The following is a 26,416-nucleotide window of genomic DNA, read 5'->3' on the forward strand; positions in this document are numbered from 1 at the left end:
ACCCTAAAATTGGCAAATCTGCACCACGTTAAGGGTTTGATGCGGCTAGATCGGATGTTAAGATCGACGACAAGTGTAATTATAAGCTGATTAATCATGGCGACCATTGACCTACCGAACAATATCTTAGAAGCACTATCGACTGTACTCCAACAACTACAGCAAAGCCTACCAGAAGTTAAACAAGCACCTGATTTTTCAGCGATTGCCTTTAAATGGGAAAATGGCGAGTTAAAAGCCATTCATCAGCTCAAACGAATCGAATTAAATGATTTAAAAGGCATTGAGCGTCAAAAAGAAAAAGTACTGCAAAATACAGAACAATTTCTCAATGGTTTACCTGCCAATGACGTCCTGCTTACAGGCTCTCGCGGGACAGGCAAGTCCTCTATTGTGCGTGCTTTATTAACGGAATACGCAGAGCAAGGCTTAAGGCTGATTGAAATTGAACGTGATGATTTATCCGAACTGCCTGAAATTCAAAAGCTGATCGCAGAGCGTCCTGAAAAGTTTATTGTATATTGTGATGACTTGGCTTTTAACGCCGAAGATGAAAATTATCGCAGTTTAAAAAGTGTGCTGGATGGGTCTTTGCAGTCAGGTTCAAGTAATTTTATTATTTATGCCACCAGTAACCGTCGTCATTTACTGCCAGAGTTTATGCATGAAAACATGCCTGTGACTCGAGTCGACGTACCGCAGTACACTGAACTACATCCACAAGAAGCCATTGAAGAAAAAATTTCACTCTCCGATCGTTTTGGATTATGGCTGTCTTTTTATCCAATGGATCAAAACTTATATTTGGACATCGTTCATCACTACTTAGCAAAAGCTCAAATCGTCATGGACGATATGGTACGAGCCGAAGCTCTTCGTTGGTGTCAAGCGCGTGGACAACGCTCTGGACGTGCAGCCTATCAATTTTCTAAACACTGGGTCGGTTCACAACAATTAAAGCAACTTTAGGATAAAAACACTGATCGGCGCTTAAGTATCTATTTTAGTTTAATTATTTTTATATTTAATAGTTCAACCTAATTAAAGAAACAACCCAAATTCCGCATCAGAATTTGGGTTGTTTCTTTAAAAATTAGGGATGAATTTCAGTTAAAATAGGTTTGGTCTGATTATTGATATTTATCCAAGTTTGTTTCTGGCCCATCTTTGACCACAGCTTGTGCTTTTGCATAACTTTCCATCAAGCATTTATATTCTGGGCAAATGTGTTCCGAAATAATTTCAGCAAAACGCGAGCCTTCTGGACGGTTCCAAGTGCGCATTAACTCAGCCACAATCGCAAAGGTATCGGTTGGAATCGCACCTGCTTGGGTGACACGAGCAATTGATGTATCCGTTGCCATTTTGTTCCAATTCCCTGAGGCATCGACAACACAATAGACGTTATAGCCTTCTTTACGTGCACTGACAGCTGGGAATGTCATGCATACGCTGGTTAGTGTTCCAGCAATAATTAAAGTCTTTCTTCCTGTTTTTTTAATTTCATCCACAAATAAGGGATTGTCCCAAGTATTAATTTGTCCAGTACGTGGTACATAAACTGCGTGAGGGGCAAAGTGGTGAATTTCAGGGATTAAAGGGCCATTCGGTCCGTCTGGTACAGAAGCCGTGGTGATGACCGGTATATTTAATAGCGTCGCCGCTTTTGCAATTGCAATTGCAATCACATAATTTCGTAAGTCGGGTACAGGTAAATCACGTACGGTATTAAAGAGTCCACTTTGATGATCAATCAGCAAAATTATCGAATCATCAGGGTCTAACATTCCATTAGTAGCTGCCATAAGTAACACCTCTAAACTTTTCTTTTAATTGTGTACTTCCATTGTTGCCATGAAAGTTCCTAAGACAGACCGTTATATAATTAAAATTTATACAACCAAAGATCTATTCTTTATAAAATCTATATCTGTCTTTCATATGAACTAATAAATAATTATGCACTCAGAAAGCTAAATCATGTTAAGACTTGTAATCGTAATTTATGGTTTTATACCTATTCATGAAAACTCATAAAATCTTACAAATATTATTAAAATTAATATATTAATCATGTATTTAAAATAAGATAAAAAATAGACTTTCAATTTAATTTATAGGTTTTTGTAGTTTCAGCATCATGGGTCATCTAAAATTACACATTCTATACTTATCCACATTTTCTATGGATAACCCTATGGGTAAATACTTTTAACTTGGTGCTAAGCTACATTTAAGTAAGCCAAAATATTTTTAAGTCTAAACAGATTATTTTAAATAATCCCTTAACAAAGACTTCAATGACCATAGCCCAAAACCAAGAGATAAAAAAGCCCAACATTTAGTTAGTCGGGCTTTAGACTGATCAAATAACAGTCTTAAACTTCAGTTGGATTGGTCAGTTCCGTCATTGGCCAACGTGGTGTAGTCGTCACAGCCAAACCATCTTGCTGCCCTGCTTTTAAGCGCTGATAACCAGCAAAAGCAATCATAGCGCCATTGTCCGTACAAAGTGCAGGTTCAGCATAGTAAACCTGAGCACGAATCTTGGTTAAATCTGCTTCCAAACGTTCACGTAAACGTTCATTGGCACTCACCCCACCTGCGATCACTAAGCGTTTTAAACCTGTTTGCTTCAACGCTTTCACAGATTTTTTAACCAAGGTATCTACGATGGCTTCTTGGAAACTCGCTGCAATATCCGCATCACGGTTTTCGTCACCTAATTTTTTCATTTGCACAGATACGGCTGTTTTTAAACCACTAAATGAAAACTCCAAACCTTGATGCAGCATTGGACGTGGGAAAGCAAAGGCATTCGGATCACCTTGCTCAGCCAGTTTTGAAATATTTGGGCCACCTGGATACGGTAATCCCATCATTTTCGCAACCTTATCAAAGGCCTCACCTGCAGCATCATCAATCGACTCCCCCAACAATTCATACTGCCCAATACCATAGGCAGCCATCAGTTGAGAATGTCCACCTGAGACCAAAAGTGCTACAAAAGGAAATTCTGGCGGTGTTTCCGATAAAAGTGGTGCCAACATATGCCCTTCCATATGATGCACACCAATTGCAGGTTTATTTAAAGCAAAGGCCAAAGTTCGACCAAACAGCGCACCTGTCATCAGCGCGCCCATCAAACCTGGGCCACGCGTATATGCCACGGCATCAATTTCAGATTTTTTTACACCACTTTCTTCAAGCAGTTGATTCATCAATGGAATCAGCTTACGCACATGGTCACGCGATGCCAACTCTGGTACCACACCACCATACTCTGCATGCAGTTTAATTTGGCTGTACAGCACTTGCCCACGTAAACCCGACTCGCTGTCATAAAGGGCAAGTCCTGTTTCATCACAAGATGTTTCTAAGCCTAAAACGATCATTAAACTGCCTATAACCTGTATCAAATCTATTGCGTGAACCATTATAGACTTGTGGTATGAGATGTAAATGAGTAAAATACTGACCTTCACTTGTGATCAGGGCAATGTCGCCCAGATCTTATCCATAACTTAATGAGGATTCTTCATGCCACAAGTTAAATTGAAAGAAGGCGAACCAGTAGACGTAGCTATCCGTCGTTTCAAACGTTCATGCGAAAAAGCGGGCGTTTTAGCTGACGTTCGTAAGCGCGAATTCTACGAGAAACCAACTCAAGAACGTAAGCGCAAAAAAGCTGCTGCTGTTAAACGCTACCAAAAGAAATTGGCGCGTGAATCAGTACGTACTACTCGCCTTTACTAAGATTAATTTGTGATTGACTGCCTGGACTAAATAATGACTACTTTAAAAAGCCAAATAACTGAAGTTTTGAAAGCCACTATGCGTGCTAAAGAAATGGATAAGTTAACGGTAATTCGTGGTCTACAGGCGGCAATTAAGCAAATCGAAGTCGATGAGCGCAAAGAACTTGACGACGCTCAAGTTCTTGCGGTCATTGAAAAACAAATTAAACAACGTAAAGAATCGATCAAAGCCTTTGAAGGCGCTGGTCGAGAAGATTTAGCTAGTAAGGAACAAGCCGAACTTGAGGTTTTATCTCAATTTCTACCAGAAGCTATGACTGAGGAAGAACTTGATTCCATGATTGCGCAAACGATTGCAGCGCAAGAAGCTACTAGCATGAAAGATATGGGTAAGGTGATGAATTCTCTGCGTCCGCTCATAGCCGGGCGCGCCGATCCTTCTCAAGTTTCAGCAAAAATTAAAGCAAAACTGGCTTAATTTAAAAATCTTTAAATCGATTACGTTGAACTGACCTTAAAAAGGCAGTTCAAAGTTCTACTTTATATAAAAATTATTATTATTCTTTTTATTTTATCTATTCATTCTCAGCTTTAAAACAACTCCTGATTTATCTCTGTTTTACCCCTCTATTTGCAATACCACTTTTCTAAGCTCTAAATTGTCGATCCTTTTGCATTTGGGTTAAACGCGTTTTAATGGTCGCTGACATTGATCCATTATCTTTCGCTAAACGTTGAGCATGCAATAAAGATTTAATCGCCTCTTCTTCAAAGCCCGACCAAAACTGCACTTCAGCCCGGTAGCGCAAAACATTAATGGTACGCATTGGTGACTTTTTATCTAAACTCGCTGCTTGCTGCATCATTCTCCACGCATTCACATCACGCGGATTATTTTTCAAAAACCGATTGAGTACAGGCTGCGCAAGCTCAGGTCGATTCTGACGTATATAAACTTCAGCCAATTTATAATTTAAAGCCCGATTTTCAGGCATGATGCTCGCAGGTGATTGGATCACGGTAAGAGCTTCATTCACCCGATTTTGTCCAAGTAAAATATCAGTTTGAATCAAGATTTGTAGATTATGTAATTTCTGATGCGACTTGGCCTGATCTAACACTTGTTGAGCAAGCTTATAGTCACCTTGTTTAAGGTAAAAACTGGCCAAAGCCAGTTGTGCTGCATAGCTGTTACGACTCACCAACATCTGTAGTTGCTGTTCTGTCGCCTGATTCGAGATCACCGCGGTATACAGCTTCAAGATTTCAAAGTCTTCATCACGCCAAGTAGATTTCACTTTAGGCAACTGATTCGCTCTAAGTCTCGCTTCACTCATTCGCTCAGTCGTGAGTGGGTGTGTGAACCAAAAGTCAGGTAAAAAACTCACTCGACTGGTTGCACGGTGCATCACTTCAAAAAAATCAGCCATACTTTGTGGATTATAACCAGCGCTATACATGTACTGCATCCCTATACGGTCAGCTTCACGCTCTTGGTTACGACTATAAGACAGCTGCTTGTCCATGAGTGCGGCTTGCGTACCAACCATGACCGCTGAACCGACATCACCATCGGCTTGAGATGCAACCAAAGCACCAACCAAAATCCCTGCCAGCGCGAGTAATCCCTGCCCCTTAAACGCCTCTTGCGAACGACTGTAGTGGCGCTGTGTGACGTGCGCAATTTCGTGCGCCATTACGCCGGCAACTTCATCCATATTATTGGCATTGGTAATCAAACCAGCGTTTAATGCAAACAATCCACCCGGAACTGCAAAGGCATTAATTTGCGGGTCATTAATGACCACCAGACCAATCGGTTGACCAAGTTGGGTTTGACTCAAAATGCTTGAAAAAGCATTCATCAGTTGATCTTCTAGCCACGGATTTTGCGTAACAGGTAGCTGACGCTGCACTTCACGATAAACTTTTTCACCAATATAGCGCTCATTATATTGATCAATAAAACCTATACCTGAACCAATCTCAGGCACATTAAACTGTGGAGCATTCGTAAGAAATTGACCTTCTGCAAAACCAACAGTCGAAATAAGACTTAAACTGCACGCACACAGAAAACGCTTCAACCCTCACCCCGACTTTATTTAAAGGAATCGAATGACTATAACATTGATAATTGAATGAAAATGCAATGAAGTGTTATCAATTCTTTATCTAAATTCAGGATTCACCACATATTGAGGTTGACCACCTTCCAATGCTTTCACCAAGTTTTGGTAAGCCAACTCTGACATTTTTTTACGTGTTACAGACGTTGCAGAACCAATATGCGGCAGCGTTACCACATTATGCAGCTGGAACAGTGCTGAATCTTGCAAGGGTTCTTTTTCATAAACATCCAACCCAGCTGCAAAAATTTGCTTTTGTTCCAAGGCCTGAATGAGTGCCTGCTCATCTACTACGGCACCACGCGAAATATTTACAAAGACGGCATGAGATTGCATTTTCTTAAATGCTTCTGCATCAATCAAATGCTGCGTATTCGCGTTTAGATCAACCGCCACAACAATGAAGTCCGATTGCTCCAACAGCTCATCTAATTCGCAAAAACGTGCATTTAATGGCTGAGCCAATTCTAATTTTTCTCGGCGCCCGTGATACAAAATATTCATATTAAAACCATGAAAACCACGTCGCGCAATTGCCGCACCAATATTTCCTAAGCCAATAATACCCAATGTTTGACCAAAAATTTCCTGACCAAATTGTGCCTGCCCGACAGTACGCGACCACTGACCTGTTTTGGTCCATTGATCCAAATAAGGCACTTGACGCGCCGCACTCATCAACAACGTAAAGGCCAAATCGGCAGTGGTTTCAGTTAGCACATGAGGGGTGTGGCTGAGCCAAATTTTTGCTTGGTTTAAGTAGTTCAGATCATAATTGTCATAGCCAACACTAACACTAGATATAATTTTGAGCTGTTTCGCAGTTTTTAGGTTGTTTTGATTCAGTAAACGCCCTGCACCAATCATGGCATCCGCATCCGCAACTTGCTCACGGATTTGCGTATTTACATCACCTGCTTTCGGGTTGATGACCACCACGTGATAACGCTGCTCTAAGCACTGTAATACTTCTGCATCTATTTGACTAAAAACAACGACTTTCTGCTTCATACCTATTCCATATTTTGTTGTTTTGCTCGCATCATGTGCCACAGGGCTTTTTTAAGTAATGGCTGATCAAGCATTTCTTGTAAGCTTGCTGATTGTGTGACTTTTATACTATTAGCATTTGGTATAAAGCCCAATGCAATAACAGTTTTACCCTGACTTACACCATCAATGAAACCTTGAATATAACTCTGAACGCCGCGCCCATCTTGGAAATTCAACAAAGGAAAAGGCCAATTCAGCGCATACTTTTGCGCAGGTAAGGCTTGCACAATATTTTGCCACAGCTGTTGCTGCTCCACGCTCAATTGTGTCGCTTCAATGACCAAGGCGCAGTGCTCCAAGGAAACAGCTTGCAACTGAAAAGCCTCAACATGGATGGCCTCTCGGACAATTTCTTCTTTTAATGCTGTAACAACTTCTTGTTCAATCGGCTGCGTTGCAATTTCAGCAGGAGGCGCTGGATGTGGACGCTTATTCTGTACAAGTGGATGTTCAGGAATGCTTTTGGCTTTGGGCTGAGATTGAGGTCGCACACTTTCAGAAATAATCTCAGTCGCGCTTTGATCTCGCCAAATCGATGTGGCTACATTTTGTTGAGACGGCAAAAAATCAGGAACCCACAAATCAATTCCTAAACTCGCCAAAACCTCACGCTGATGCCCGATCATCTTTTACCTTCACACTTCATTCAGTGCATATTCTATCGAGAAATGCCTAGAGATGCTGTTCTTTTCACATTTTATTCGCGTAGACACTAGGCAAACATCAAGAACATGCTCAATGCAAAATTCACCACTCAATTAAACAATCATCAAGCGATTTTTCTTTTGCATTTGCTCAACGATCTCTTCACTGTCAAAACCGAGACGCCAATAGAGCAACTCCAGAACATCCTGCTCATCTTGAGTAATAATGCGGTCATTCCATAAACAAATTTCAGCCACTCCCAAAATACTCAAACGATCCCGTAGCAGCAACCCTGCCATATCATTTAAAATTTCGGCCAAATCAATCGGCTCATCTGAAATTTCCGCATACTGCTCCAACTCTTGCACTGTTAAAACTCGACGTAAAATTTTCTCTCGTACTTCCAGCTGTGTTTCACTATTGATTTGTTGCACATGTAACAAAGCATCAATTAAACGCACAATCTGCGGTTTAACTTCATCTAGGGCCGCAGGTGTATGTACAGGCAACAAATTCAGCTCAAACTTAACTCGTTCGAGTAACAGCGCATCTAACAGTCCAATTTCACCATCTTCCTGAATAATCCTCGCCAACTTTAATAAAAACTGGCGTGCAATTGTCGCTGGCATGCCACCAATATTTCGGCATGCCTCATGGAAAATTGAAATATGAACACGACCATCTAGGTTTAACAATGAATCAACAATGGCACGGCTGACTTCAGCCTCAACAGGAATAAACTCACGGAATTGGCGAATCATGAGAATTGCGACCATCAGCTCGCGTGAGCCTGTTGCGGTCTGTAAAGCACGCTGAATTAACTCTGGACGTTCAATATGCGCACGCACTTCAGGGTTGAGCGGTTTAATCGCATCTTTAATGGCAAAACTAATCGGAGACAGTCGTAATAAGGGCAAAGGCTGCGGTGAAGTCCAAGGGGCTTGGAAATCCGCGTACTGCTCTTCTAAGGAACGAAACAAGCCAAATAGCGGACGGTTGCGCAGTTTTTCTAGGTTTTCCAACTGTATATCTTGAACCAAATTCGGATTCATTTCATAAATACGCTCTTCAATGCTTGGATGAATATTCATCCAACTTTGCGCACTTAATGAGTTGGCAAAACACATGTGTGCAATCGACTCAGAATATTCGCTGTGAATTTGTGAACCTGCGTGATGCACATAGATACGCATCAGGGTTTGAATATTGGCATCATTTTGCATCAGGCGACGTGTTTTCATATCATTTTTTAAAGTACGCCCCCCCAACGTCAGAAACTTAATACAGCGGGTAACCAGCACCCCCAAACTACCAATCAACCAGATCACACCACCTGTTGCGACAAAAGTAGTTTCAAAACTTTGCGACTTTTTATGATGAGTTGAAAATCCCAATTTAGCAATTTTACTGCCCCACTGACTAAAGGTGGTGAGGGCACTATATAGAATTTTTAACCGTGTATTTTCAGCGGTCTCACCAGATAAAATTTGATTAAACTCATGATTCAATAACCCCGTCAGCTCAAGTTCATCGAGGTTTTGCAGTGCGCCCCACGTTAAAATAATCGCAATATCTTTGGGATAAAAACCAGCGGTTAAGGCATTTACCCCCACCTCATCGGGCAAAACATAGACAGCAGGTGTTTCAATTAAAAAAGTATCCGCTAGTTTTTCTGTAATTTTCAGTGCAATACTTTCTTCAGGTGTACTTTCAATCAAACTTAGACGTCGTGCACGCAGTTGCTTGGCCAGACTATGTCCACCTGAACGAAACACATACAGCTCATACACCACGGAATAACTCATCACCAAGAGCAATAAACCAATGATATAAATACTTAAGCTATGCCAAAAAATGCTTTGACTCGAATCAAAATAAAAAACCAGCAGTCCAGCCACAGTATTTAAAATAAATAGCGACAAAAGTACCGCAAGCAAACAGATACTGGCAGACCACAACATATTTTTATTCTTTATGATTGAATAACTTACACCCTTCAATGTAAATCCCTTTTCTTACATTGTTTGAATCAAACCATCATAAATGAAAAAAGCGGGAAACTCCCGCTTTTCTCAAATCTAAATCAATTAGACTTCTTTCACACCCGTCAAATCAACGGAAGCTGCATCAATATTGACATCAATATAGCTGTCTTTCTTTTTCGATGTTTCACGGCGTTTCGCCTGTAATTCATCTAAATAAGCTTCATCAATACCACCAGCAACATATTTACCATCAAATACCGAGCAATCAAACTCTTGTAAATCTGGTACTTTGCTAGTGCGCACAGCTGCTTTTAAGTCTTCCAAATCTTGGAAAATTAGACGATCTGCACCAATAATTTCACGAATTTCTTCAACTGTACGCTCAGATGCAATCAACTCTTCTTTTGCTGGCATATCAATGCCATACACGTTTGGATATTTCACCATCGGCGCAGCAGAAGCAAAGAAGACTTTTTTCGCACCCGCATCACGTGCCATCTGGATAATTTCATTACACGTAGTACCACGCACAATCGAGTCATCCACCAAAAGTACATTTTTACCTTGGAACTCGAGTTCAACAGGGTTCAACTTTTGACGTACTGATTTTTTACGTAATTGCTGACCTGGCATAATGAAGGTACGGCCGATGTAGCGGTTCTTCATAAAGCCTTCACGGAACTTCACGCCCAACATATTTGCCAGTTCAAGTGCAGAGGTACGCGAGGTATCTGGAATTGGGATCACGACATCAATATCGTGCTCTTCACTCCACTCCGTCAAGATTTTTTGAGCAAGCTTTTCGCCCATTTTTAAACGTGCTTTGTAGACTGAAATGCCATCAATGATCGCATCTGGACGCGCAAAGTAAACATATTCAAAAATACATGGGCGGTATTCAGGCGCCTCAGCACACTGCTTGGTAAACATCTGCCCTTGTGAGTCGATAAAGATCGCTTCACCCGGCGCAATATCACGCTCAACTTTAAAGCCAAGTGCCGTAATAGCGACAGACTCAGATGCAATGATATATTCCATACCCGCATCAGTTTCACGCGAACCGTAAATCAGTGGACGAATACCATTTGGATCACGGAAGCCCACTAAGCCATGCCCAGTAAGCATTGCAACTACAGCATAACCACCTTTACAGCGTTCATGTACTTTACTAACTACATGAAAAATGTCGTCTGCTGTAGGCATCAATTTGCCGCGTTTTTGCAACTCATGCGCAAACACGTTTAACAGTACTTCTGAGTCTGAATCCGTATTCATATGACGTAAGTCTGTTTTGAACAGATCGTCATGAATTTCTTCAGCATTGGTTAAGTTACCATTATGCGCTAACGTGATCCCGTAAGGTGAGTTCACATAGAAGGGCTGCGCTTCAGCGCTGCTCGATGAACCCGCAGTAGGATAACGCACATGCCCAATACCATAGTTACCTTGTAATGCACGCATATGGCGAGTGTGGAACACATCACGAACCATGCCATTGTCTTTACGTAAGAATAAACGACCTTCGTGGCAGGTTACTATCCCAGCTGCATCTTGCCCACGATGTTGTAACATCGTTAATGCATCAAACAACATTTGGTTAACAGCTGATTTACCAGCTATACCAACTACTCCACACATAGCAACCTCGCAGACAAGCTAGGATTAATAAAAAGGATTATTTGTTGACTCACCCTGTCCCTCAGCATTTTTCGAGGAAATTTTCGGTGAAGAATCTGAAGATACATGTGTATCTTTAGACTTGATATGTGACATCGCCTCGCTTGCAGCCTCTTTAGAAAGCTCCATCGCCCAAGGCGCGTAAGGCAAAAGTGTTTGGACAAATTTGGATTGTCTCCAATATGGAGAGCTTTCAACCCAAGAACCCACACCTTGCATCGTAATCAGAACAATTAACAACCCTTTTAATGAACCAAAAGCACCGCCGGCTAATCGATTCAAAGGCCCGAGTTTTAAACTCTTCAATATGTTATTCAGTAATGCCGTGACTATCCACGTCAAAACCACAATAACCAATACAATAAATGCAAAAGCTGCAATTTTTTGAACCACTGGATCTTCACTGAGTGAGACCATCGAAGGTGCTAGGACACTTGCAAATTTAGCACCAACAATTAGCGCTAAAATCCATCCTATCAAGTTCGCAAAGGCTTTAACAAATCCTTGACGCAAACCGTTGAGCCCTCCAATGAGCAATACAATCAATATGAAGATATCAATGGCATTCATGTTGTTTTCATTGCAGAGACGCAGTCTTGAATTAAGGTTGGTCCTGTATAGATGAGGCCACTATAAACTTGTACAAGGTTTGCCCCTGCATTTTGTTTTGCAAGCGCCTGCTCACCCGACAAAATCCCACCCACACCAATCAAAGGAATCTGACCGCTTAAAACCTCAGCAAAGGCTTTTAAACACGCTGTACTTTTCTCAAACACAGGCGCACCAGATAAACCACCCGCTTCATCACCAAAAGGTAAGTTTTCCACCCCTTCACGAGACAAAGTCGTATTGGTCACAATCAACCCATCAATTTTAAACTGAAGCAGTTGTTTCGCAATAAATTGAATATCTTCCGCTTCCAAATCCGGCGCAACTTTCAACACCAAGGGTACATAGTGCTGCTGCTCTTCAGCCAACTCTAACTGACGTTTTTTCAGCGTCTCTAGCAGCTCGGTTAAAGCATCACCACTTTGCAAACTACGCAGGTTTTTAGTATTTGGAGAAGAAATGTTAACAGTAATATAAGACGCATAGTTATAGACTTTTTCTAAACAAATGAGATAGTCATCTACTGCTTTTTCGACTGGGGTATCCGCATTTTTGCCGATATTAATCCCCAAAACACCTTTAAATTTTGCCGCTTTGACATTTTCAATCAATTGATCCACACCAGCGTTGTTAAAACCCATACGGTTAATAATGGCTTTAGCTTGTGGGATACGGAATAAACGCGGTAAAGGATTACCCTGCTGTGGACGTGGAGTAATGGTTCCAATTTCAATAAAACCAAACCCTAGACCTGCCAGTGCATCAATATAAGCACCATTTTTATCTAGACCAGCAGCCAAACCTACAGGATTGGGAAACTCGATGCCCATACATGTCACCGGTTTAGCCGCTATATTTTGACGCATTAAGCCTAGCTTATGCGTTGATTTCAATAGCGATAGTGTTAGCTCATGTGCACGCTCTGGTGCTAAAGTAAACAACAAAGGGCGGGCAAGAGAATACAACATATCTGTAAAAGTCTACTGCTTTTTAAGTCGCCATATTATAGGCATAGCCTAGCTAAAACACCATGCTTCGTCTGGCTTTATTTTTAGCGATTATTTAACGCTAGCCGATAATTTAATCTGCCCTGCATCTGAGACCAACTCCATTTTTTCAATACTCAAACCATTTTGCGTTAGTTGGGTCAAAAAGTTGGCCAACACCACATAGTTTGCATGGCTTACCACCAACTGAATTTGTTCAGCATTCTGCTGCGAAGCAACCGACAAACCTTGCTGCTGTGCAATACGTTGAATCTGCTCCATCGGAGTCAGTTGCCCATCTGAGCTCGATTTCATGGTGACTGCATTGCTCTGCATCCATGTCATGGTTTCTTTGAGCTGGTTCACGCGTTTTTGCTGTTTCTCTGCCGCAGCATGGGTATACCAAAGTGCAGCCCCTATCGAGCTCACCAATACGAAAATGACCAAGAAGATGGCTAATACACGGTCGCGCGGTGTAAGACGATCAAAATAAGTACTGATCAGCTCTAAACGCTGATCCAAAACAGTTTGTAAATTTTGCATGGCTTTCATTATTGTATTTTCACCATTCCAATTGCCCCACCCGTGGTCGGCTGAATATTGCCTAATTCAACCTGAAAACCTTGTTGATTAAGCTGCTGAGTGAGTGTCTGTAAAGCCTCTGCCGAGTTGGCTTTAAGTTGCATATTTAGGCTATTCGCTTCATACACCACCTGATTCGCCACAATTTGCTGTTGCATGAGCACAGGCCCAACGCGACTCAATAAAGACAAAGCTTGCGCATCCGCTTGTTTATTCATATTCAGTTGATATTCAAACTGGCTTCGCAGGGTTTGCTCGGTCACAGGATAGTTCGCACCAAACCAATATTTAAATTGATCGACTACTTGCACAGCCACTTGCTCTGCAAGCTTTTTATTTTGATACCAACGCGTCGCATCGTAGGTCAGTTGGGTCACAATCAACGCAACCAATACCGCTGCACAGGCTTTCCAATAGCCCGTTGAAACATGTTGCTCTTTCACCTTCGGCAAAAGATTCCATGGATGCTGTTTTGCTCTTGGCAATACCACCCATTCATAATGGAAAGACTCAAGCTGCTCCTGCGTCACACTGGCGTTTAAGCTATGCATGTGTGAAGCACTCAAGTTACAAATCTTATATTTTTGATTGGCTGCTTGATAATCTAAAAATACAGCAAGATCATCATTTGATCCGCCCAACCAAGTATTAGAGCGAAATAAGAGTCGCTCTTCAATACAACCCAAGATTACCTGTTCTGCGTCAGGTACAGGCAAAATCAGAAAATCAGGCAATAGACTGACCAGCTTCACAGGAATCAAACTCAAGGCATGCTGCAAAGTCTCTAAACGATGCTTTGAAATACCCAAAACAGTGAGTTGTTCAGGCGCTTGAAAGTGATGTAATACTTTCATCTGATCGATTGAGCTCAATACATATTCTTCGAGCAAATACTTCACACCTTCAGCCCCCAACTGCTTGTATTGGGCCTTAGGCATATTTTGCTGAATAATTTGCACATCACGGCTTGGAAAGAAAACAGTTGCTTCCTCACCATGATGCGCTTGTATATCTTGGATCAATTGCTCAAGTGTATGAGCAGATTGCCATCTTTCCCCTATAGACCAGTGCCATGTTCCATCGGCTTCGGGCATCCAAATTTGCAACATGTATTATATTCTGCCGTTTTAATTGGTTTTTATATGCTAGGTATAAATGCTTTTGTTTGTGTCGACAAGCCTTCCGCGATAACTGCTTGCTCATAAATCCGCGCTTCAGCCAAAGCATAAGGATTGAAAGATTCTGTCACCAAAATCGAGGCGATATGTGCCACCACATTCATATGGCACACCACCACAATAGACTCATACGGCAAATGTGATAACCATTCCACAGCCGCTTTTGCATCATCATCTGGCTTAATGGTATTACAGATTACGACAGGCACATCCGCAAAGTGCTGTTTGATGTGTGCCAATGTTTCCTGCGCACGCAGCAAGGGGCTAACCACAAAGACATCAGGTTGAATCCTTGACTTTAAAAAGTCAGCAGTTTGCTCTGCCTGTGCATGCCCACGTTCAGTGAGTGGGCGTTTAGTGTCATTCCCCATGATCGGTGGTGCAGCTTCGCCATGACGGACCAAAGTCAGTTGCATAAAAAACCCTTATTCAAATCCTGATTATTTTAATTAATTTTTATGACAATTCAGTCATTCTACCCACTTAAACGCTCATTTTATTTCGTTTTTTAAGTGACTTTAAACCTCATGATGCGGCAAAACAAACTCCACATCACTGCGGTGTCCATTTTTCATTAAGGATAATGCAATTGTCATTGGTGGAGCATTTTCAAAAATAACACTGTATAAAGCGCTAGTAATCGGCATATACACATCCAACTCTTCGGAACGTGCTTTGACTTGCACAATGGTGTTAATGCCTTCTGCTGTTTGCCCCAATTCAGTGGTTGCCTGTTCCAAGCTCTTGCCTTGACCCAATGCAAAACCGACTTGATAGTTGCGACTGAGTGGACTGCTACACGTTGCGAATAAATCTCCGACACCAGACAATCCTAAGAAGGTCAGTGGATTTGCCCCCAACTTCACAGCAAAACGGCTCATTTCCGCCAAAGCACGGGTCAAAATCATACTTTTGGTATTTTCACCGACTTTATACGCAGCAGCCATTCCCATCGCGACCGCATAAATATTTTTAAGCGCACCACCGAGCTCTACACCATGCACATCATCGCTGGCGAAAACACGGAACAAGGCACTATGTAAAGCTTGCTGTACCGCATAACGCACCAAGTCAGACTGGCTTGCAATCACTGTTCCCGCTGGTTGTCCTGCCACAATTTCCTTGGCCAAGTTCGGCCCAGATAACACGCCATAAGGCACTTCTGGTAGCTCTGAGCGAATAATATCACTCATAAAACTAAAAGTATTCGCTTCAATACCCTTGGTCAAAGACACCACTGCTTGCGAAGTAATAAACGGTTTAATTTGTTTGAGTACATCACGGAAAGAATGACTCGGAATCGCCACCAAAATAATGTCGCGATCACGAACAGCCTCTTCTATATTTGAAACTGCACGTAAACCATCTTCAAGTTTAAAATCGGGCAAATAGCGTTTATTTACGTGCGTCGCATTGATATCAGCTGCAACGGCTTCATCACGAATCCAAATCATGGTATCGCAGCCATTACGAACCGCGGTATTCGCCATGGCCGTCCCAAAACTACCACCACCCAAAACTGTAATACGTAGTGCCGTTTTTTGATCTACTGCTACAGGTTCAACCAAATCTGAAAACTTTAACTCTGACATTATTTTTATATCCTAAAATGGAACTATTGATTCCAATAACTTACATAATCTTGGGTTTGAATTTCGGCACGTGACGGAATCGCTTTAACTGCCGTACCAATATATAAAATACCTGAGATCAAATCATCTGCACTGAGGCCTAAAGCCTGTTTGAAATGCACCGATTCCACCACTGCCCCACTACGCCACATGCTCGAAAAACCTTGAGCTTGTAAGGACAAAATAAAATTCTGAATAGCAGCCCCACTACTTAAAGTCTGCTCAAAATTAGGGACTTTCGGATGCGATTGAAATTTGGTCAGTGCCAAAACCAGTAAGGGGGCACGAAAAGGATGATTTTTAACACGCTCTAACTGTGCTGACTCAGTCTCACCCAAATCTGCCAAGGCTTGTGACAATAACTCACCAAATGCCTCACGTTGATCTTCAGCAATTACGATAAAACATGTCGGCTTTAAACGATGATGGTCTGGTGCAGTCAATGCGGCTTGAAATGCCCGCTCTAATTGTTCTGCATTGGGAGCAGGCTCGACCAAATGGCCAATCGATTGACGTTGATGCATATTCTGGTGAACGATATCTACCGCGAGTTCCGTCATTAGGCTCTTAATCTTTCAAATTAAACAATACGTTTTAGAGTAGCACACTCTGAAAAGTTTGCTCTAGCGCTTCAGTATGAAATACCCAGTTTCGACAAAACTAATTTTAAAATCTTGATTACTTTTCAAACTATTCGATAAGACTGCATTTTTCATACATTTCTTACATGATTCATCCTACAAGCTATGTTCCAATAAACAATGATTTAATAAAACATGACTGGGGTATGAAATGAAAAAGAATATCGCTATTGCTGGAGCAGCAGCACTAACACTACTTCTAAGCGCTTGCGCATCAACACCAAGCAACTCTTTAGCGATCCAAAAAGCTGACAATCAATACGAAGTTACGGGTATTGGTAAAACTGCATTGATTGCAAAAAACAACGCCATTGAAGCAGCAGCTAAAACGTGTGGCTCTAAAGCAACGGCGATTGTGAGTGATGAAAAAACCGAATATCAAGGTGCTTTAAAAGGCGTAGTGAGTGACGAAACTGGAAAAATGATCCAAGCAGCCGCATCTGTACTGGGTTCTATTTCGGGCACAAACTCAGGCATTAACCAAGACAGTGACTATCAAACAATCCTGACTTTTTCGTGTAAAGCAAAATAAAGATGCCATAAAAAAACCGCTTATCTGAGCGGTTTTTTTTACACCAATCACGTCAAACGATTAGCAATAACCTTCTAAACGTGTCAGTGGTAGTTTTTGCCCAATGGCTTTTTCAATTTCGGGTAGATAGAACGCATCATCTTCAGATAAAAAACTAATACTCACACCACTTGTACCTGCACGGCCTGTACGACCAATACGGTGTACGTAGTCATCCGACTGTTCAGGCAAGGTGAAATTCACCACATGCGATACACCATCCACATGGATACCACGCCCCGCAACATCAGTTGCAATCATGATGTTATGTTGACCATTTTTAAATTGATCTAGCATTTTCAAACGTTTGTCTTGTGCGATTTCACCTGACAACATCACCACTTTATAGCCATCACGCTTTAAGTTGTCATAGAGTTTACGCACTTGATCGCGCCGATTTGCGAAAATCATCACTTTTTCAATAGGCTCATCGCGCAGAATGTCTTGTAGCAATTTATATTTATCTGACTTTGCGACCATGTACACCCGTTGTTCAACATCTGCATTGGTCTTCTTCTCTGGCTCAATTTCAACAGTTACAGGTTCAAACAACCACTGCTGTGCAAGGTTTAAAACATCGTAACTAAACGTTGCAGAGAACATCAGAGTCTGACGTTGTTCCTTACGCGGTGAGAAACGAACAATACGTTTTACTGAAGGAATAAAGCCCATATCCAATAAGCGATCGGCTTCATCAATCACCAAAAACTCAATTTGGTCGAGCCAAACTTCTTTTTGCTCAACAAAGTCAATCAGACGACCTGGCGTCGCCACCATAATATCGACAGGTTTTTTATCGAGTTGTGCTTTTTGTTTATCAAAGTCAACGCCGCCTAAAAGCGTCACGACATGTAAATCTGAGAATTTTGTGAGTTCTTTCGCATCGCTTTCAATTTGCAGTGCAAGCTCACGGGTCGGTGCTAAAATCAAGGCGCGAGGTTCACCGCGGTAGCGCTGCTCTTGAATTGGGTTATTCAGCAAGTCGTTAATCACACTCACCAAAAATGCCGCTGTTTTACCGGTTCCCGTTTGCGCACGACCAATTGCATCGTGTCCCGCCAAAGTGAATTTTAAAACCTTTTGCTGAATAGGCGTCATATCCTTAAAACCTAAAGCATCAATAGCTCGTTTAAGTTGAGGATGTAAATTTAAGGTTTCAAAACCTGATGACATATAAGTGCGCTCTGACGAAAAATCACGAAAATTGATCTGTAGTATAAACAAAAACGCCCCAATTTACATTGGGGCGTTTTAAAGTACGTTCAGACAATTAGTCTAAAGGTTGTACTTCTTCAGCTTGGAAGCCTTTTTGACCTTTTACAACGCTGAATTCAACGCGTTGGCCGTCACGTAGTGAACGGTGGCCGTCGCCTTGGATTGCACGGAAGTGAACGAATACATCGTCGCCGCCATTGCGTTGGATAAAGCCGAAGCCTTTAGTGTCGTTGAACCATTTAACTACGCCTTGTTCACGAGCTGTCATAAGTTAATCCTCATTGTATCTAAAAGAAGGACCACCCGGTGTTGCAAACAGCAGACCAAACAAGGTTTAAAAATATTTATTATTTCTAAGCTTGTAATCATTCTGTATAACTATTAACAAAATCCCGGTTACATCCATTTGTAAAATAGGATTTAAAACAATTTATGGTTGTGTTAAATCCCAGTACGCGACGAGCTTAACATGGGTTAAAAACAATTCATACCCTTTTTTTTGATTAATCGTCTTTTTAATTCAGCATATTTTTTAACTAGTTATTTGTAATTTTAGATATAGCGACTATAGGCCTATAACACATGAAATATTTGGGTTTTGGCACTGAATTTGCTAATATTTCTACCCACCTAAATGTTGTGAAGCCTTACTTATCTATATGAGTGATATCGAACAAAATACCAACATTATTGATGCAATGGGGCAACCATGTCCTATGCCTCTGTTGTTGCTTAAACGCGCACTTAAGAAGAGTCCGGCGCAGCATTTTTTATTAAAATCGTCTGATCCGCACAGTCAGATCGATATCACGCGGTATTGCGAAATCCATCATTTAACTTGCGTTTTGAAACAAATTAATGAGCATGAATTTCACTACCTCATTGAATCTTAATTCTTTTCAATTACACTAAGTCTATTCACATTTGCATAAAAGTTTACATTTCTATACCCAATTTTCCATTATTCAGTGGAAGATTGGATTAAGATAAATTCAATTGTTGGGTAAAAATGAAATCCCTAAGGAGAACACATGAGTGACAGCAGCAATCAATTGATGCCCCTGTCATTATCGGCACCAGGTGTAAACTTGGGCGCTTATATTAGTACTGTCAACCAAATCCCGATTTTGACAGCGGAACAAGAAAAAGAGTTAGCTGAACGCTACTATTATGACCAAGACCTCGATGCTGCTAAACTTTTAGTCATGTCGCATCTGCGTTTTGTGGTTCATATTGCCCGCAGTTATGCAGGCTACGGCTTACCTCAAGGTGACCTCATTCAAGAAGGTAACTTGGGCTTAATGAAAGCCGTTAAACGCTTCGACCCAAACATGGGCGTACGCTTGGTTTCTTTTGCGGTGCACTGGATTAAAGCAGAAATTCACGAATATGTGATTCGTAACTGGCGTATTGTCAAAATTGCGACAACTAAAGCACAGCGTAAACTGTTCTTTAATTTACGTAGTCTAAAAAAATCGTCTAAAAAGCTCACCTTAAAAGAAGCACAATCGATTGCAAATGACCTCAATGTAACACCTGAACAAGTGTTAGAAATGGAAGGTCGTTTAACTGCTTATGATGCAGCGTTTGAAGCTCAGGGCGATGATGACGATGAAGGTTCAACCCATGTTGCACCTGCGCTCTATCTTGAAGATAACCGCTACGACCCAGCGCGTTTGGCTGAAGAAGAAGATTACGAAGAACAGAGCACCAATGCTTTGCATGATGCGATGGAACAGCTTGATGACCGTTCGCGTAATATTTTACAGCGCCGTTGGTTAGATGATGAAAAATCGACGCTGCACGAACTGGCTGCTGAATATAATGTTTCAGCCGAACGTATTCGTCAGCTTGAAAAAAATGCCATGGAAAAAATTAAAGTGGCAATGTCATCAAACTAAGATGATACCAATACAGAAAAGGGCGAAATGCCCTTTTCTTTTTACTAATAAATGAGGCTTTTTGTCTTTTAACCTTTCTTCAAAATATGCTACTTTGTTGCGCACAGTGATATAAGTAAAGCATTGCATATGTGGATTGCGATTTCAGCGCTGAATTTAGCGTTTGCCGTTATATTAGGTGCCTTTGGCGCACATGGTCTCAAAGCACGTGCTACTGAAGCCCAATTGGCTTGGTGGCAAACTGCAACTGATTACTTTTTTTACCATGCACTTGGTTTACTGGCACTCGGTATTTTGGCCAAAGTTATTCCTCAACTTCCCATCAAAACCAGCTTTTTACTGATCCAAGTCGGCATCTTCTTTTTCTGCGGTTCCCTGTATGTCATGGCATTGGGCTTACCGCGTGGCCTAGGTGCGATTACCCCGATTGGTGGTGCATTGATGATTGCAGGTTGGTTGGTTCTGGCATGGAATGCCATGAAATATGCCAAGTAAACAACTAGAGATGAGCACCATGCAAATTTATTTAAACGGCGAACTACAGCACACCGAATGTAAAAACCTGCTTGAACTGGTGCAAACCTTTGCACTTGAAGGCAAACGTTTTGCTGTTGAGCAAAATGAAAACATTATTAGTAAAAGTAAATTGGAACACACTCCAATTTGTGCAATGGATCGAATTGAAATTATTCATGCCGTCGGTGGCGGTTAATACGGAGTTCACATGCAAGACAGCCCTCTCATCATTGGTTCTAGATCATTTCAATCTCGTCTACTGGTGGGCACAGGTAAATATAAAGACCTGCAAGAAACCGATTTGGCCATTAAAGCCAGTGGCGCAGAAATCGTGACCGTTGCAATTCGTCGTGTCAATATTGGTCAGCATCCTGATCAACCAAACTTATTGTCCGTGGTCCCACCTGAAAAATACACCATTCTCCCAAATACAGCAGGCTGCTTTGATGCCAATAGTGCCGTGCGTACCTGTATGTTAGCGCGTGAATTATTAGACGGTCATAACTTGGTCAAGCTTGAAGTATTGGGCGATGAAAAAACGCTATATCCAAACATTACCGAAACATTGAAAGCGGCACGTACCTTGATTGACGATGGTTTTGAAATCATGGTCTATACCTCGGATGACCCAATTGTGGCACAAGAGCTTGAAAGCATGGGCTGCGTTGCCATCATGCCTTTAGGCAGTTTGATTGGCTCTGGTTTAGGAATTTTGAATCCACACACGATTTCTATTATTAAAGAAAATGCCAAAGTGCCTGTGTTGGTGGATGCTGGTGTAGGAACTGCAAGTGATGCAGCCATTGCCATGGAACTCGGCTGTGATGGCGTGTTGATGAATACCGCGATTGCTGCCGCTCAACATCCAATTTTAATGGCTTCTGCAATGAAAAAAGCAGTTGAAGCAGGTCGAGAAGCGTTCCTCGCAGGTCGTATGCCTCGCAAACGTATGGCCAATGCAAGCTCACCAGAAACAGGTTATTTCTTTAAATAATCTCTTGATCTTTGTTAAGCAATCAAAAAGGATTCTTCGGAGTCCTTTTTATTTATTTCAACATAAAGATAGTATTTTATGCTGATCTAGGTTATAGGGACATTTCACCACACGCTTTGATACACTCAATCCTATTTATTAACAGCTATAACCATATAAAAATGAGAGGAAACGATGCCCATGCAAAAATGGATCAGACCAACACTCATACTCAACACCCTATTTTTCATAACACTCACAAGCAATGCTTGGGCCAAAGTAGAGGAAAAACCGACTCTCAAAACGAGCTACCAATCTTTTGTGCCAACAAACTGGAAGATTTTAGAAAAAGTCCAAGGCGATTTAAACCAAGATGGTCAAGCGGATATTGCCCTGATTATTGAAGACACCAATCCTGAACATTTCGTTAAAAATGATCGCTTAGGGAGTGATGTCCTCAATATCAATGAACGAAAGCTTTTGGTTTTATTGAAGCAAACGCATGGTTATCAACTTTCGGCGACTAATACTACTTTGCCGACAGAAGGTGACATAGAGTCCCCTTGCCTCGCTGATCCACTCGGTGAGACTGAAGCGTTAAGCATTCAAAAAGGTGTGCTCAAAATTCATCTGCACTACTGGCTAAGCTGTGGTTCGTGGTATGTGACCAATCACACGTATACTTTCCGATACCAAGACCGTGCATTTAAGCTGATTGGTTATGATGTCGATGATTTCCACCGTGCATCAGGCGACATCACGTCGCGAAGTATCAACTTTATGACAGGTAAAGTAAAAAGTACGACAGGTGAAAATGAGTTTGCTGAAACAACACAACCTGTCAAAGTTCAATGGACAACACTCAAACAGCGCTACACATTGAAATTCGAACAGGTTCAGTTCAATGAGCCACTGGAGTTTAAATAAACAGAGCGAAGAAAAGCGCTGTCAAACTCATATGCGTAGCTTATTGCGCTTCTAAAATACGAATTTGTACATGAGCAACTGCACCTTCAGTTGCTTGGGCATGTTGCTGCATATTGATACTGTGCATATGTGTTTCTAAATGCTGCATGCTTTCCCATTTTTCATACATCATGATTGAAAACGGTACTTTGGTTTGTAATGCACTCTCAACAGCAGGATGGTCGATATGCACATCATAGAGATAGCAACCGGGCTCTTGTAATACCTGCTCACGGATGTTGTTGAATGAATCAAGAACCGTTGTAAAATCTTGCTCTGAATGACAAATAATTTCAGCAATGACAGTTAACATGGTCACTTCTCCCGATTAAGCAAAAACTTGCGTCAAATGCTCACGGTACTGTGCCATATAAGCTTCAACTTCAGGGGCTTTAATCACATCATTGACAATAAACGTCGGTAAGGTTTGCATCCCTAAAAATTGATTGGCTTTGTGAAAAGGTAAATAAACCCCGTCGACCCCAACCCCATGGAAAAATTGTTCAGCGTCGTTAAATGCATCCATCGGTGCATTCCATGTCAACGACAGCATATAGTTTTTATCGTGAATCAGACCGCCTGAACCATACTTTTTTGAAGCATCCGAACGTGAGCGACCATCATTGGCATACAGACTACCGTGCCCTTCGGTAAAGACATCATCGATATACTTTTTCACAGTCCATGGTGCACCCATCCACCAACCCGGCATTTGGTAAATCACGGTGTCTGCCCACAGAAATTTCTCCACTTCAGCTTTTGCATCATATTCGCTGTCGGCACGGGTCACTTGAACCTGATGTCCTAAGTCTGACAAGACCTCTTGTGCAAGTTCAGTTAAGGTATCGTTTAACTGACCATTCGAGTGTGCAAAAGTTTTCGCACCGTTAACTAATAAAATATTTTTCATGGGAAGAGCCTAAAAACCAAAATCTATGCAGGCACTATATAGACTCTGTTCAGCGCCAATAAGTAGTGAATCTGCAAAATATTATTGACTAAATATCAACAATAAACTTTAAAGTATAAAAAAAGCGCCTTTCGGCGCTTCTTCAATGCATCAAAATTAAGGAATTAGACCTTCATCTCGCATTGCTATTTGTACCGACTGACGTTCAGCCACTTTATTACGGATAAAGATAATATTTTTATATGGTGATAAGTCATGTTCGATGCCATTTGACCAATTGGTGAGGACAAATAAATACGCATCTGCGGGGCCAAAATTATCATCGACCAAATAGTCATGATCCGACTCACCAATTTGTTTATCGATATAACTGAGTAAACGATCAATCTCTGCATAAGCTTTTTCTTTGGCAGCTGTATCTAATGGCGCACCAAAGAAAACGGCATAAGCATCGTGCAATTCAGAGTTTAAATAACCTAACCATTCTAAAACTTTGGCACGCCCCAAACCCGATGGCGGAATAAGATCTTGTTTTGGATCATGTTGTGCTAAAAATGGCAAAATGGCTACATTTTCAGTCAGAATCAAACCTGGATTAATTTCTAAAGCGGGTACATATCCTTTTGGATTAATTTCGTAATAATCAGCACCTTTTTCTGTTTTATGTGTTTTTAAATCTACTCGGACTAAATCAAAGTCAACATTAATTTCATTGAGGATAATGTGCGCCGCAAGCGAGCACGCACCCGGTGCATAATAAAGCTTCATATCTGATCCTTGTTATAACTCTATTCTCTGTTTTAAATGGCTTCTAACAAACTTTCAAGTGATCAAAACCTGTAAATTGCAAAAAAGCGTAAACGAAAAATCATTCGTTCGCCTATTGAATATTGTCTAATTCACATTTTTTTTCAAGTACAACAACACTGCAATTTGCAACAGAGTTGTTTTAACATAGCCCCCTTGACCCTAAAATGAATTTGATCTGTGATTAGCCTTAAAAAAGATGAATGGTTTTCTAACATTCGTACCGATGTTCTAGCAGGTTTAGTGGTAGGACTTGCTCTAATTCCCGAATCTATTGCTTTTTCAGCAATTGCAGGTGTAGACCCTCAAGTCGGACTGTATGCCTCCTTTTGTATCGCAGTGAGCATTGCTTTTTTTGGTGGCCGTCCAGCCATGATTTCAGCAGCAACTGGCGCGATGGCACTACTCATGATCACGCTAGTCAAAGAGCATGGCCTACAGTATTTACTGGCGGCAACCATTCTCACAGGTGTCATTCAAATCATTGCGGGTTATTTTAAAGTTGCCAAACTGATGCGTTTTGTGTCGCAGTCGGTGGTGTATGGTTTTTTAAATGCACTGGCGATTTTAATCTTCATAGCACAACTTCCAGAACTCAGCCAAATGAATCACTGGGGCTATGCATTTGTCGCACTTGGCCTAGCGGTAATTTATTTGTTTCCCTATCTGCCTAAAGTGGGGAAAACCATTCCCTCACCGCTTATTTGTATTCTCGTCCTGACCGCTTTGGCGCTGTTTTTAGGCACGGATATGCGTATGGTCAGTGACTTAGGGCATTTTCCCGATACTTTACCTATTTTTCTACTTCCTGATATTCCACTAACCCTTGAAACGCTGCAAATTGTCTTCCCTTACGCCATCACATTAGCGACCGTCGGTTTGCTTGAAACAATGATGACCACCACGGTGGTAAATGAAGTTACAGGCACTGAAAGTGACCGTCATCAAGAATGTCGCGGACAAGGCATGGCCAATATTGTGAGCGGTTTTATGGGCGGTATGGCAGGCTGTGCCATGATTGGACAGTCTGTGATTAATGTCAGCTCTGGGGCACGTACTCGGCTTTCAACCTTAGTGGCTGGTGTGTTTTTACTGTGTTTGGTGGTGTTTTTTAGAGACTGGCTGTCCTATATTCCAATGGCAGCTTTGGTTGCCATTATGATCATGGTGGCATTTACAACCTTTCAATGGGACTCGGTTAAAAACTTCTCTAAACATCCGCTACAAAGTAATGTGGTGATGCTCAGTGTCGTGATGATTGTCTTAGCCACACATAATCTTGCCTTGGGCGTCTTTGTCGGAGTTTTACTGTCCGCATTATTTTTCATCAACAAGCTGGAAAGTACAGTTCATGTCCAGTCTGAACTGCATAACCATACCCGTCGCTATCTGGTAAGCGGTCAAATTTTCTTTAGTAGTTCAGAGAAATTCTTTCAGTTTTTTGACTTTAACGAACATATTCAGAAGGTTGAAATTGAACTCAGTAATGCACATATTTGGGATATGACTTCAGTCCAAATGTTAAATGCGGTAGTTGAAAAGTTTGAAGTCCACGGTGTTGTGGTCGAGGTGTTAGGTTTAAATGAAGCCAGCAGCACCCTCATTGACCGTATAAGCTCATAAAGTTGAAACCATAGACAAAATAAAAGGGCGATGACGCCCTTTTATTATTATCCATAAAGC

The 26,416-nt window shown here is 41.5% G+C and carries 30 protein-coding genes; 11 read left to right on the forward strand and 19 right to left on the reverse strand.

Features of this window, described 5'->3' with window-relative positions:
• Nucleotides 1–96: 96 nt before the first annotated feature.
• Complete coding sequence (locus F946_RS10870) at nucleotides 97–969, forward strand: ATP-binding protein (RefSeq protein WP_004982197.1); 873 nt, start codon at nucleotides 97–99, stop codon at nucleotides 967–969.
• Between the two features lie 161 nt (nucleotides 970–1,130).
• Here the strand turns inward: F946_RS10870 and F946_RS10875 are convergent, their stop codons facing one another.
• Nucleotides 1,131–1,805 carry an isochorismatase family protein gene (locus tag F946_RS10875; protein WP_004982199.1) on the reverse strand — a complete coding sequence of 225 codons (675 nt, stop codon included), beginning with the start codon at nucleotides 1,803–1,805 and terminating at the stop codon, nucleotides 1,131–1,133.
• A gap of 573 nt (nucleotides 1,806–2,378) precedes the next feature.
• Complete coding sequence (gene tsaD / locus F946_RS10880; protein WP_004982201.1) at nucleotides 2,379–3,395, reverse strand: tRNA (adenosine(37)-N6)-threonylcarbamoyltransferase complex transferase subunit TsaD; 1,017 nt, start codon at nucleotides 3,393–3,395, stop codon at nucleotides 2,379–2,381.
• 145 nt (nucleotides 3,396–3,540) lie between these two features.
• Between tsaD and rpsU the strand changes: the two genes are divergently transcribed.
• Complete coding sequence (rpsU, locus tag F946_RS10885) at nucleotides 3,541–3,756, forward strand: 30S ribosomal protein S21 (protein ID WP_001136722.1); 216 nt, start codon at nucleotides 3,541–3,543, stop codon at nucleotides 3,754–3,756.
• Nucleotides 3,757–3,789: 33 nt separating this feature from the next.
• A complete protein-coding gene (locus tag F946_RS10890) occupies nucleotides 3,790–4,236 on the forward strand; it encodes a GatB/YqeY domain-containing protein (RefSeq protein WP_004982206.1) in 447 nt (148 codons plus the stop codon).
• A gap of 169 nt (nucleotides 4,237–4,405) precedes the next feature.
• Here the strand turns inward: F946_RS10890 and F946_RS10895 are convergent, their stop codons facing one another.
• The 12 genes from F946_RS10895 to F946_RS10950 form a co-directional block, all read right to left on the reverse strand.
• A complete protein-coding gene (locus F946_RS10895) occupies nucleotides 4,406–5,845 on the reverse strand; it encodes a M48 family metalloprotease (protein ID WP_004982212.1) in 1,440 nt (479 codons plus the stop codon).
• Nucleotides 5,846–5,929: 84 nt separating this feature from the next.
• Nucleotides 5,930–6,898, reverse strand: a complete 969-nt coding sequence (locus F946_RS10900; protein ID WP_004982213.1) for a 2-hydroxyacid dehydrogenase — start codon at nucleotides 6,896–6,898, stop codon at nucleotides 5,930–5,932.
• Between the two features lie 2 nt (nucleotides 6,899–6,900).
• Nucleotides 6,901–7,566, reverse strand: a complete 666-nt coding sequence (locus F946_RS10905; RefSeq protein ID WP_004982216.1) for a hypothetical protein — start codon at nucleotides 7,564–7,566, stop codon at nucleotides 6,901–6,903.
• Between the two features lie 132 nt (nucleotides 7,567–7,698).
• Complete coding sequence (locus tag F946_RS10910; protein WP_035326736.1) at nucleotides 7,699–9,585, reverse strand: M48 family metalloprotease; 1,887 nt, start codon at nucleotides 9,583–9,585, stop codon at nucleotides 7,699–7,701.
• A gap of 87 nt (nucleotides 9,586–9,672) precedes the next feature.
• A complete protein-coding gene (purF, locus tag F946_RS10915) occupies nucleotides 9,673–11,208 on the reverse strand; it encodes an amidophosphoribosyltransferase (protein WP_004696272.1) in 1,536 nt (511 codons plus the stop codon).
• Nucleotides 11,209–11,232: 24 nt separating this feature from the next.
• The gene (locus F946_RS10920; RefSeq protein ID WP_004696270.1) at nucleotides 11,233–11,817 is read right to left on the reverse strand and encodes a CvpA family protein; all 585 of its coding nucleotides are present in this window, start codon (nucleotides 11,815–11,817) and stop codon (nucleotides 11,233–11,235) included.
• Nucleotides 11,814–12,824, reverse strand: a complete 1,011-nt coding sequence (locus F946_RS10925) for a quinone-dependent dihydroorotate dehydrogenase (RefSeq protein WP_004982222.1) — start codon at nucleotides 12,822–12,824, stop codon at nucleotides 11,814–11,816. The genes F946_RS10920 and F946_RS10925 overlap by 4 nt, the downstream gene beginning before the upstream one ends.
• 90 nt (nucleotides 12,825–12,914) lie before the next feature.
• The gene (gene gspM / locus F946_RS10930; RefSeq protein WP_004982226.1) at nucleotides 12,915–13,394 is read right to left on the reverse strand and encodes a type II secretion system protein GspM; all 480 of its coding nucleotides are present in this window, start codon (nucleotides 13,392–13,394) and stop codon (nucleotides 12,915–12,917) included.
• A complete protein-coding gene (gene gspL / locus F946_RS10935) occupies nucleotides 13,394–14,533 on the reverse strand; it encodes a type II secretion system protein GspL (RefSeq protein WP_004982227.1) in 1,140 nt (379 codons plus the stop codon). Before gspL ends, gspM begins: the two co-directional genes overlap by 1 nt.
• Nucleotides 14,534–14,562: 29 nt before the next feature.
• On the reverse strand, nucleotides 14,563–15,018 hold the full coding sequence (gene sixA, locus F946_RS10940) for a phosphohistidine phosphatase SixA (protein ID WP_004982229.1): 456 nt from the start codon (nucleotides 15,016–15,018) through the stop codon (nucleotides 14,563–14,565).
• A 102-nt stretch (nucleotides 15,019–15,120) separates the two neighbouring features.
• On the reverse strand, nucleotides 15,121–16,194 hold the full coding sequence (locus tag F946_RS10945; RefSeq protein WP_004982230.1) for an NAD(P)H-dependent glycerol-3-phosphate dehydrogenase: 1,074 nt from the start codon (nucleotides 16,192–16,194) through the stop codon (nucleotides 15,121–15,123).
• Between the two features lie 23 nt (nucleotides 16,195–16,217).
• The gene (locus F946_RS10950) at nucleotides 16,218–16,793 is read right to left on the reverse strand and encodes a nitroreductase family protein (RefSeq protein ID WP_004982232.1); all 576 of its coding nucleotides are present in this window, start codon (nucleotides 16,791–16,793) and stop codon (nucleotides 16,218–16,220) included.
• Nucleotides 16,794–17,025: 232 nt separating this feature from the next.
• Here F946_RS10950 and F946_RS10955 point away from each other — a divergent pair, with 232 nt between their 5' ends.
• The gene (locus F946_RS10955) at nucleotides 17,026–17,406 is read left to right on the forward strand and encodes a hypothetical protein (protein WP_004982234.1); all 381 of its coding nucleotides are present in this window, start codon (nucleotides 17,026–17,028) and stop codon (nucleotides 17,404–17,406) included.
• 60 nt (nucleotides 17,407–17,466) lie between these two features.
• On the opposite strand, the gene rhlB is transcribed toward F946_RS10955, so the two are convergent.
• Both rhlB and F946_RS10965 read right to left on the reverse strand, forming a co-directional pair.
• A complete protein-coding gene (gene rhlB / locus F946_RS10960; RefSeq protein ID WP_004982241.1) occupies nucleotides 17,467–18,618 on the reverse strand; it encodes an ATP-dependent RNA helicase RhlB in 1,152 nt (383 codons plus the stop codon).
• Nucleotides 18,619–18,715: 97 nt separating this feature from the next.
• Nucleotides 18,716–18,928 carry a cold-shock protein gene (locus F946_RS10965; protein ID WP_004648643.1) on the reverse strand — a complete coding sequence of 71 codons (213 nt, stop codon included), beginning with the start codon at nucleotides 18,926–18,928 and terminating at the stop codon, nucleotides 18,716–18,718.
• A 391-nt stretch (nucleotides 18,929–19,319) separates the two neighbouring features.
• Between F946_RS10965 and F946_RS17070 the strand changes: the two genes are divergently transcribed.
• The 6 genes from F946_RS17070 (at nucleotide 19,320) to F946_RS10990 (ending at nucleotide 22,977) form a co-directional block, all read left to right on the forward strand.
• Nucleotides 19,320–19,553 (forward strand): sulfurtransferase TusA family protein, encoded by a 234-nt coding sequence (locus tag F946_RS17070; protein WP_004982242.1) that lies wholly within the window; start codon nucleotides 19,320–19,322, stop codon nucleotides 19,551–19,553.
• Nucleotides 19,554–19,691: 138 nt separating this feature from the next.
• On the forward strand, nucleotides 19,692–20,561 hold the full coding sequence (gene rpoH, locus F946_RS10970) for an RNA polymerase sigma factor RpoH (RefSeq protein WP_004982243.1): 870 nt from the start codon (nucleotides 19,692–19,694) through the stop codon (nucleotides 20,559–20,561).
• Between the two features lie 129 nt (nucleotides 20,562–20,690).
• Nucleotides 20,691–21,056: a DUF423 domain-containing protein gene (locus tag F946_RS10975; RefSeq protein WP_004982244.1), complete on the forward strand. Its 366-nt coding sequence runs from the start codon at nucleotides 20,691–20,693 to the stop codon at nucleotides 21,054–21,056.
• A gap of 19 nt (nucleotides 21,057–21,075) precedes the next feature.
• Nucleotides 21,076–21,273, forward strand: a complete 198-nt coding sequence (thiS, locus tag F946_RS10980) for a sulfur carrier protein ThiS (protein ID WP_004696245.1) — start codon at nucleotides 21,076–21,078, stop codon at nucleotides 21,271–21,273.
• 12 nt (nucleotides 21,274–21,285) lie between these two features.
• Entirely contained in the window at nucleotides 21,286–22,071 is a 786-nt protein-coding gene (locus F946_RS10985; protein WP_004982245.1) for a thiazole synthase, read from the forward strand.
• Between the two features lie 180 nt (nucleotides 22,072–22,251).
• Nucleotides 22,252–22,977: a hypothetical protein gene (locus F946_RS10990; RefSeq protein WP_004982246.1), complete on the forward strand. Its 726-nt coding sequence runs from the start codon at nucleotides 22,252–22,254 to the stop codon at nucleotides 22,975–22,977.
• A 40-nt stretch (nucleotides 22,978–23,017) separates the two neighbouring features.
• Here F946_RS10990 and F946_RS10995 read toward each other — a convergent pair whose 3' ends face one another.
• From F946_RS10995 to F946_RS11005, 3 genes are all read right to left on the reverse strand, one after another.
• Nucleotides 23,018–23,329 carry a putative quinol monooxygenase gene (locus F946_RS10995; protein WP_004982247.1) on the reverse strand — a complete coding sequence of 104 codons (312 nt, stop codon included), beginning with the start codon at nucleotides 23,327–23,329 and terminating at the stop codon, nucleotides 23,018–23,020.
• 15 nt (nucleotides 23,330–23,344) lie between these two features.
• A complete protein-coding gene (locus F946_RS11000) occupies nucleotides 23,345–23,926 on the reverse strand; it encodes an NAD(P)H-dependent oxidoreductase (RefSeq protein ID WP_004982249.1) in 582 nt (193 codons plus the stop codon).
• 156 nt (nucleotides 23,927–24,082) lie between these two features.
• Nucleotides 24,083–24,694, reverse strand: coding sequence for a glutathione S-transferase N-terminal domain-containing protein (locus F946_RS11005; protein ID WP_004982251.1), 612 nt, complete (start codon nucleotides 24,692–24,694; stop codon nucleotides 24,083–24,085).
• A gap of 219 nt (nucleotides 24,695–24,913) precedes the next feature.
• Here F946_RS11005 and F946_RS11010 point away from each other — a divergent pair, with 219 nt between their 5' ends.
• On the forward strand, nucleotides 24,914–26,356 hold the full coding sequence (locus F946_RS11010; protein ID WP_004982254.1) for a SulP family inorganic anion transporter: 1,443 nt from the start codon (nucleotides 24,914–24,916) through the stop codon (nucleotides 26,354–26,356).
• The last annotated feature ends 60 nt before the right edge of the window (nucleotides 26,357–26,416 follow it).

Source organism: Acinetobacter johnsonii ANC 3681, from assembly GCF_000368805.1.
GTDB classification, from domain to species: domain Bacteria; phylum Pseudomonadota; class Gammaproteobacteria; order Pseudomonadales; family Moraxellaceae; genus Acinetobacter; species Acinetobacter johnsonii.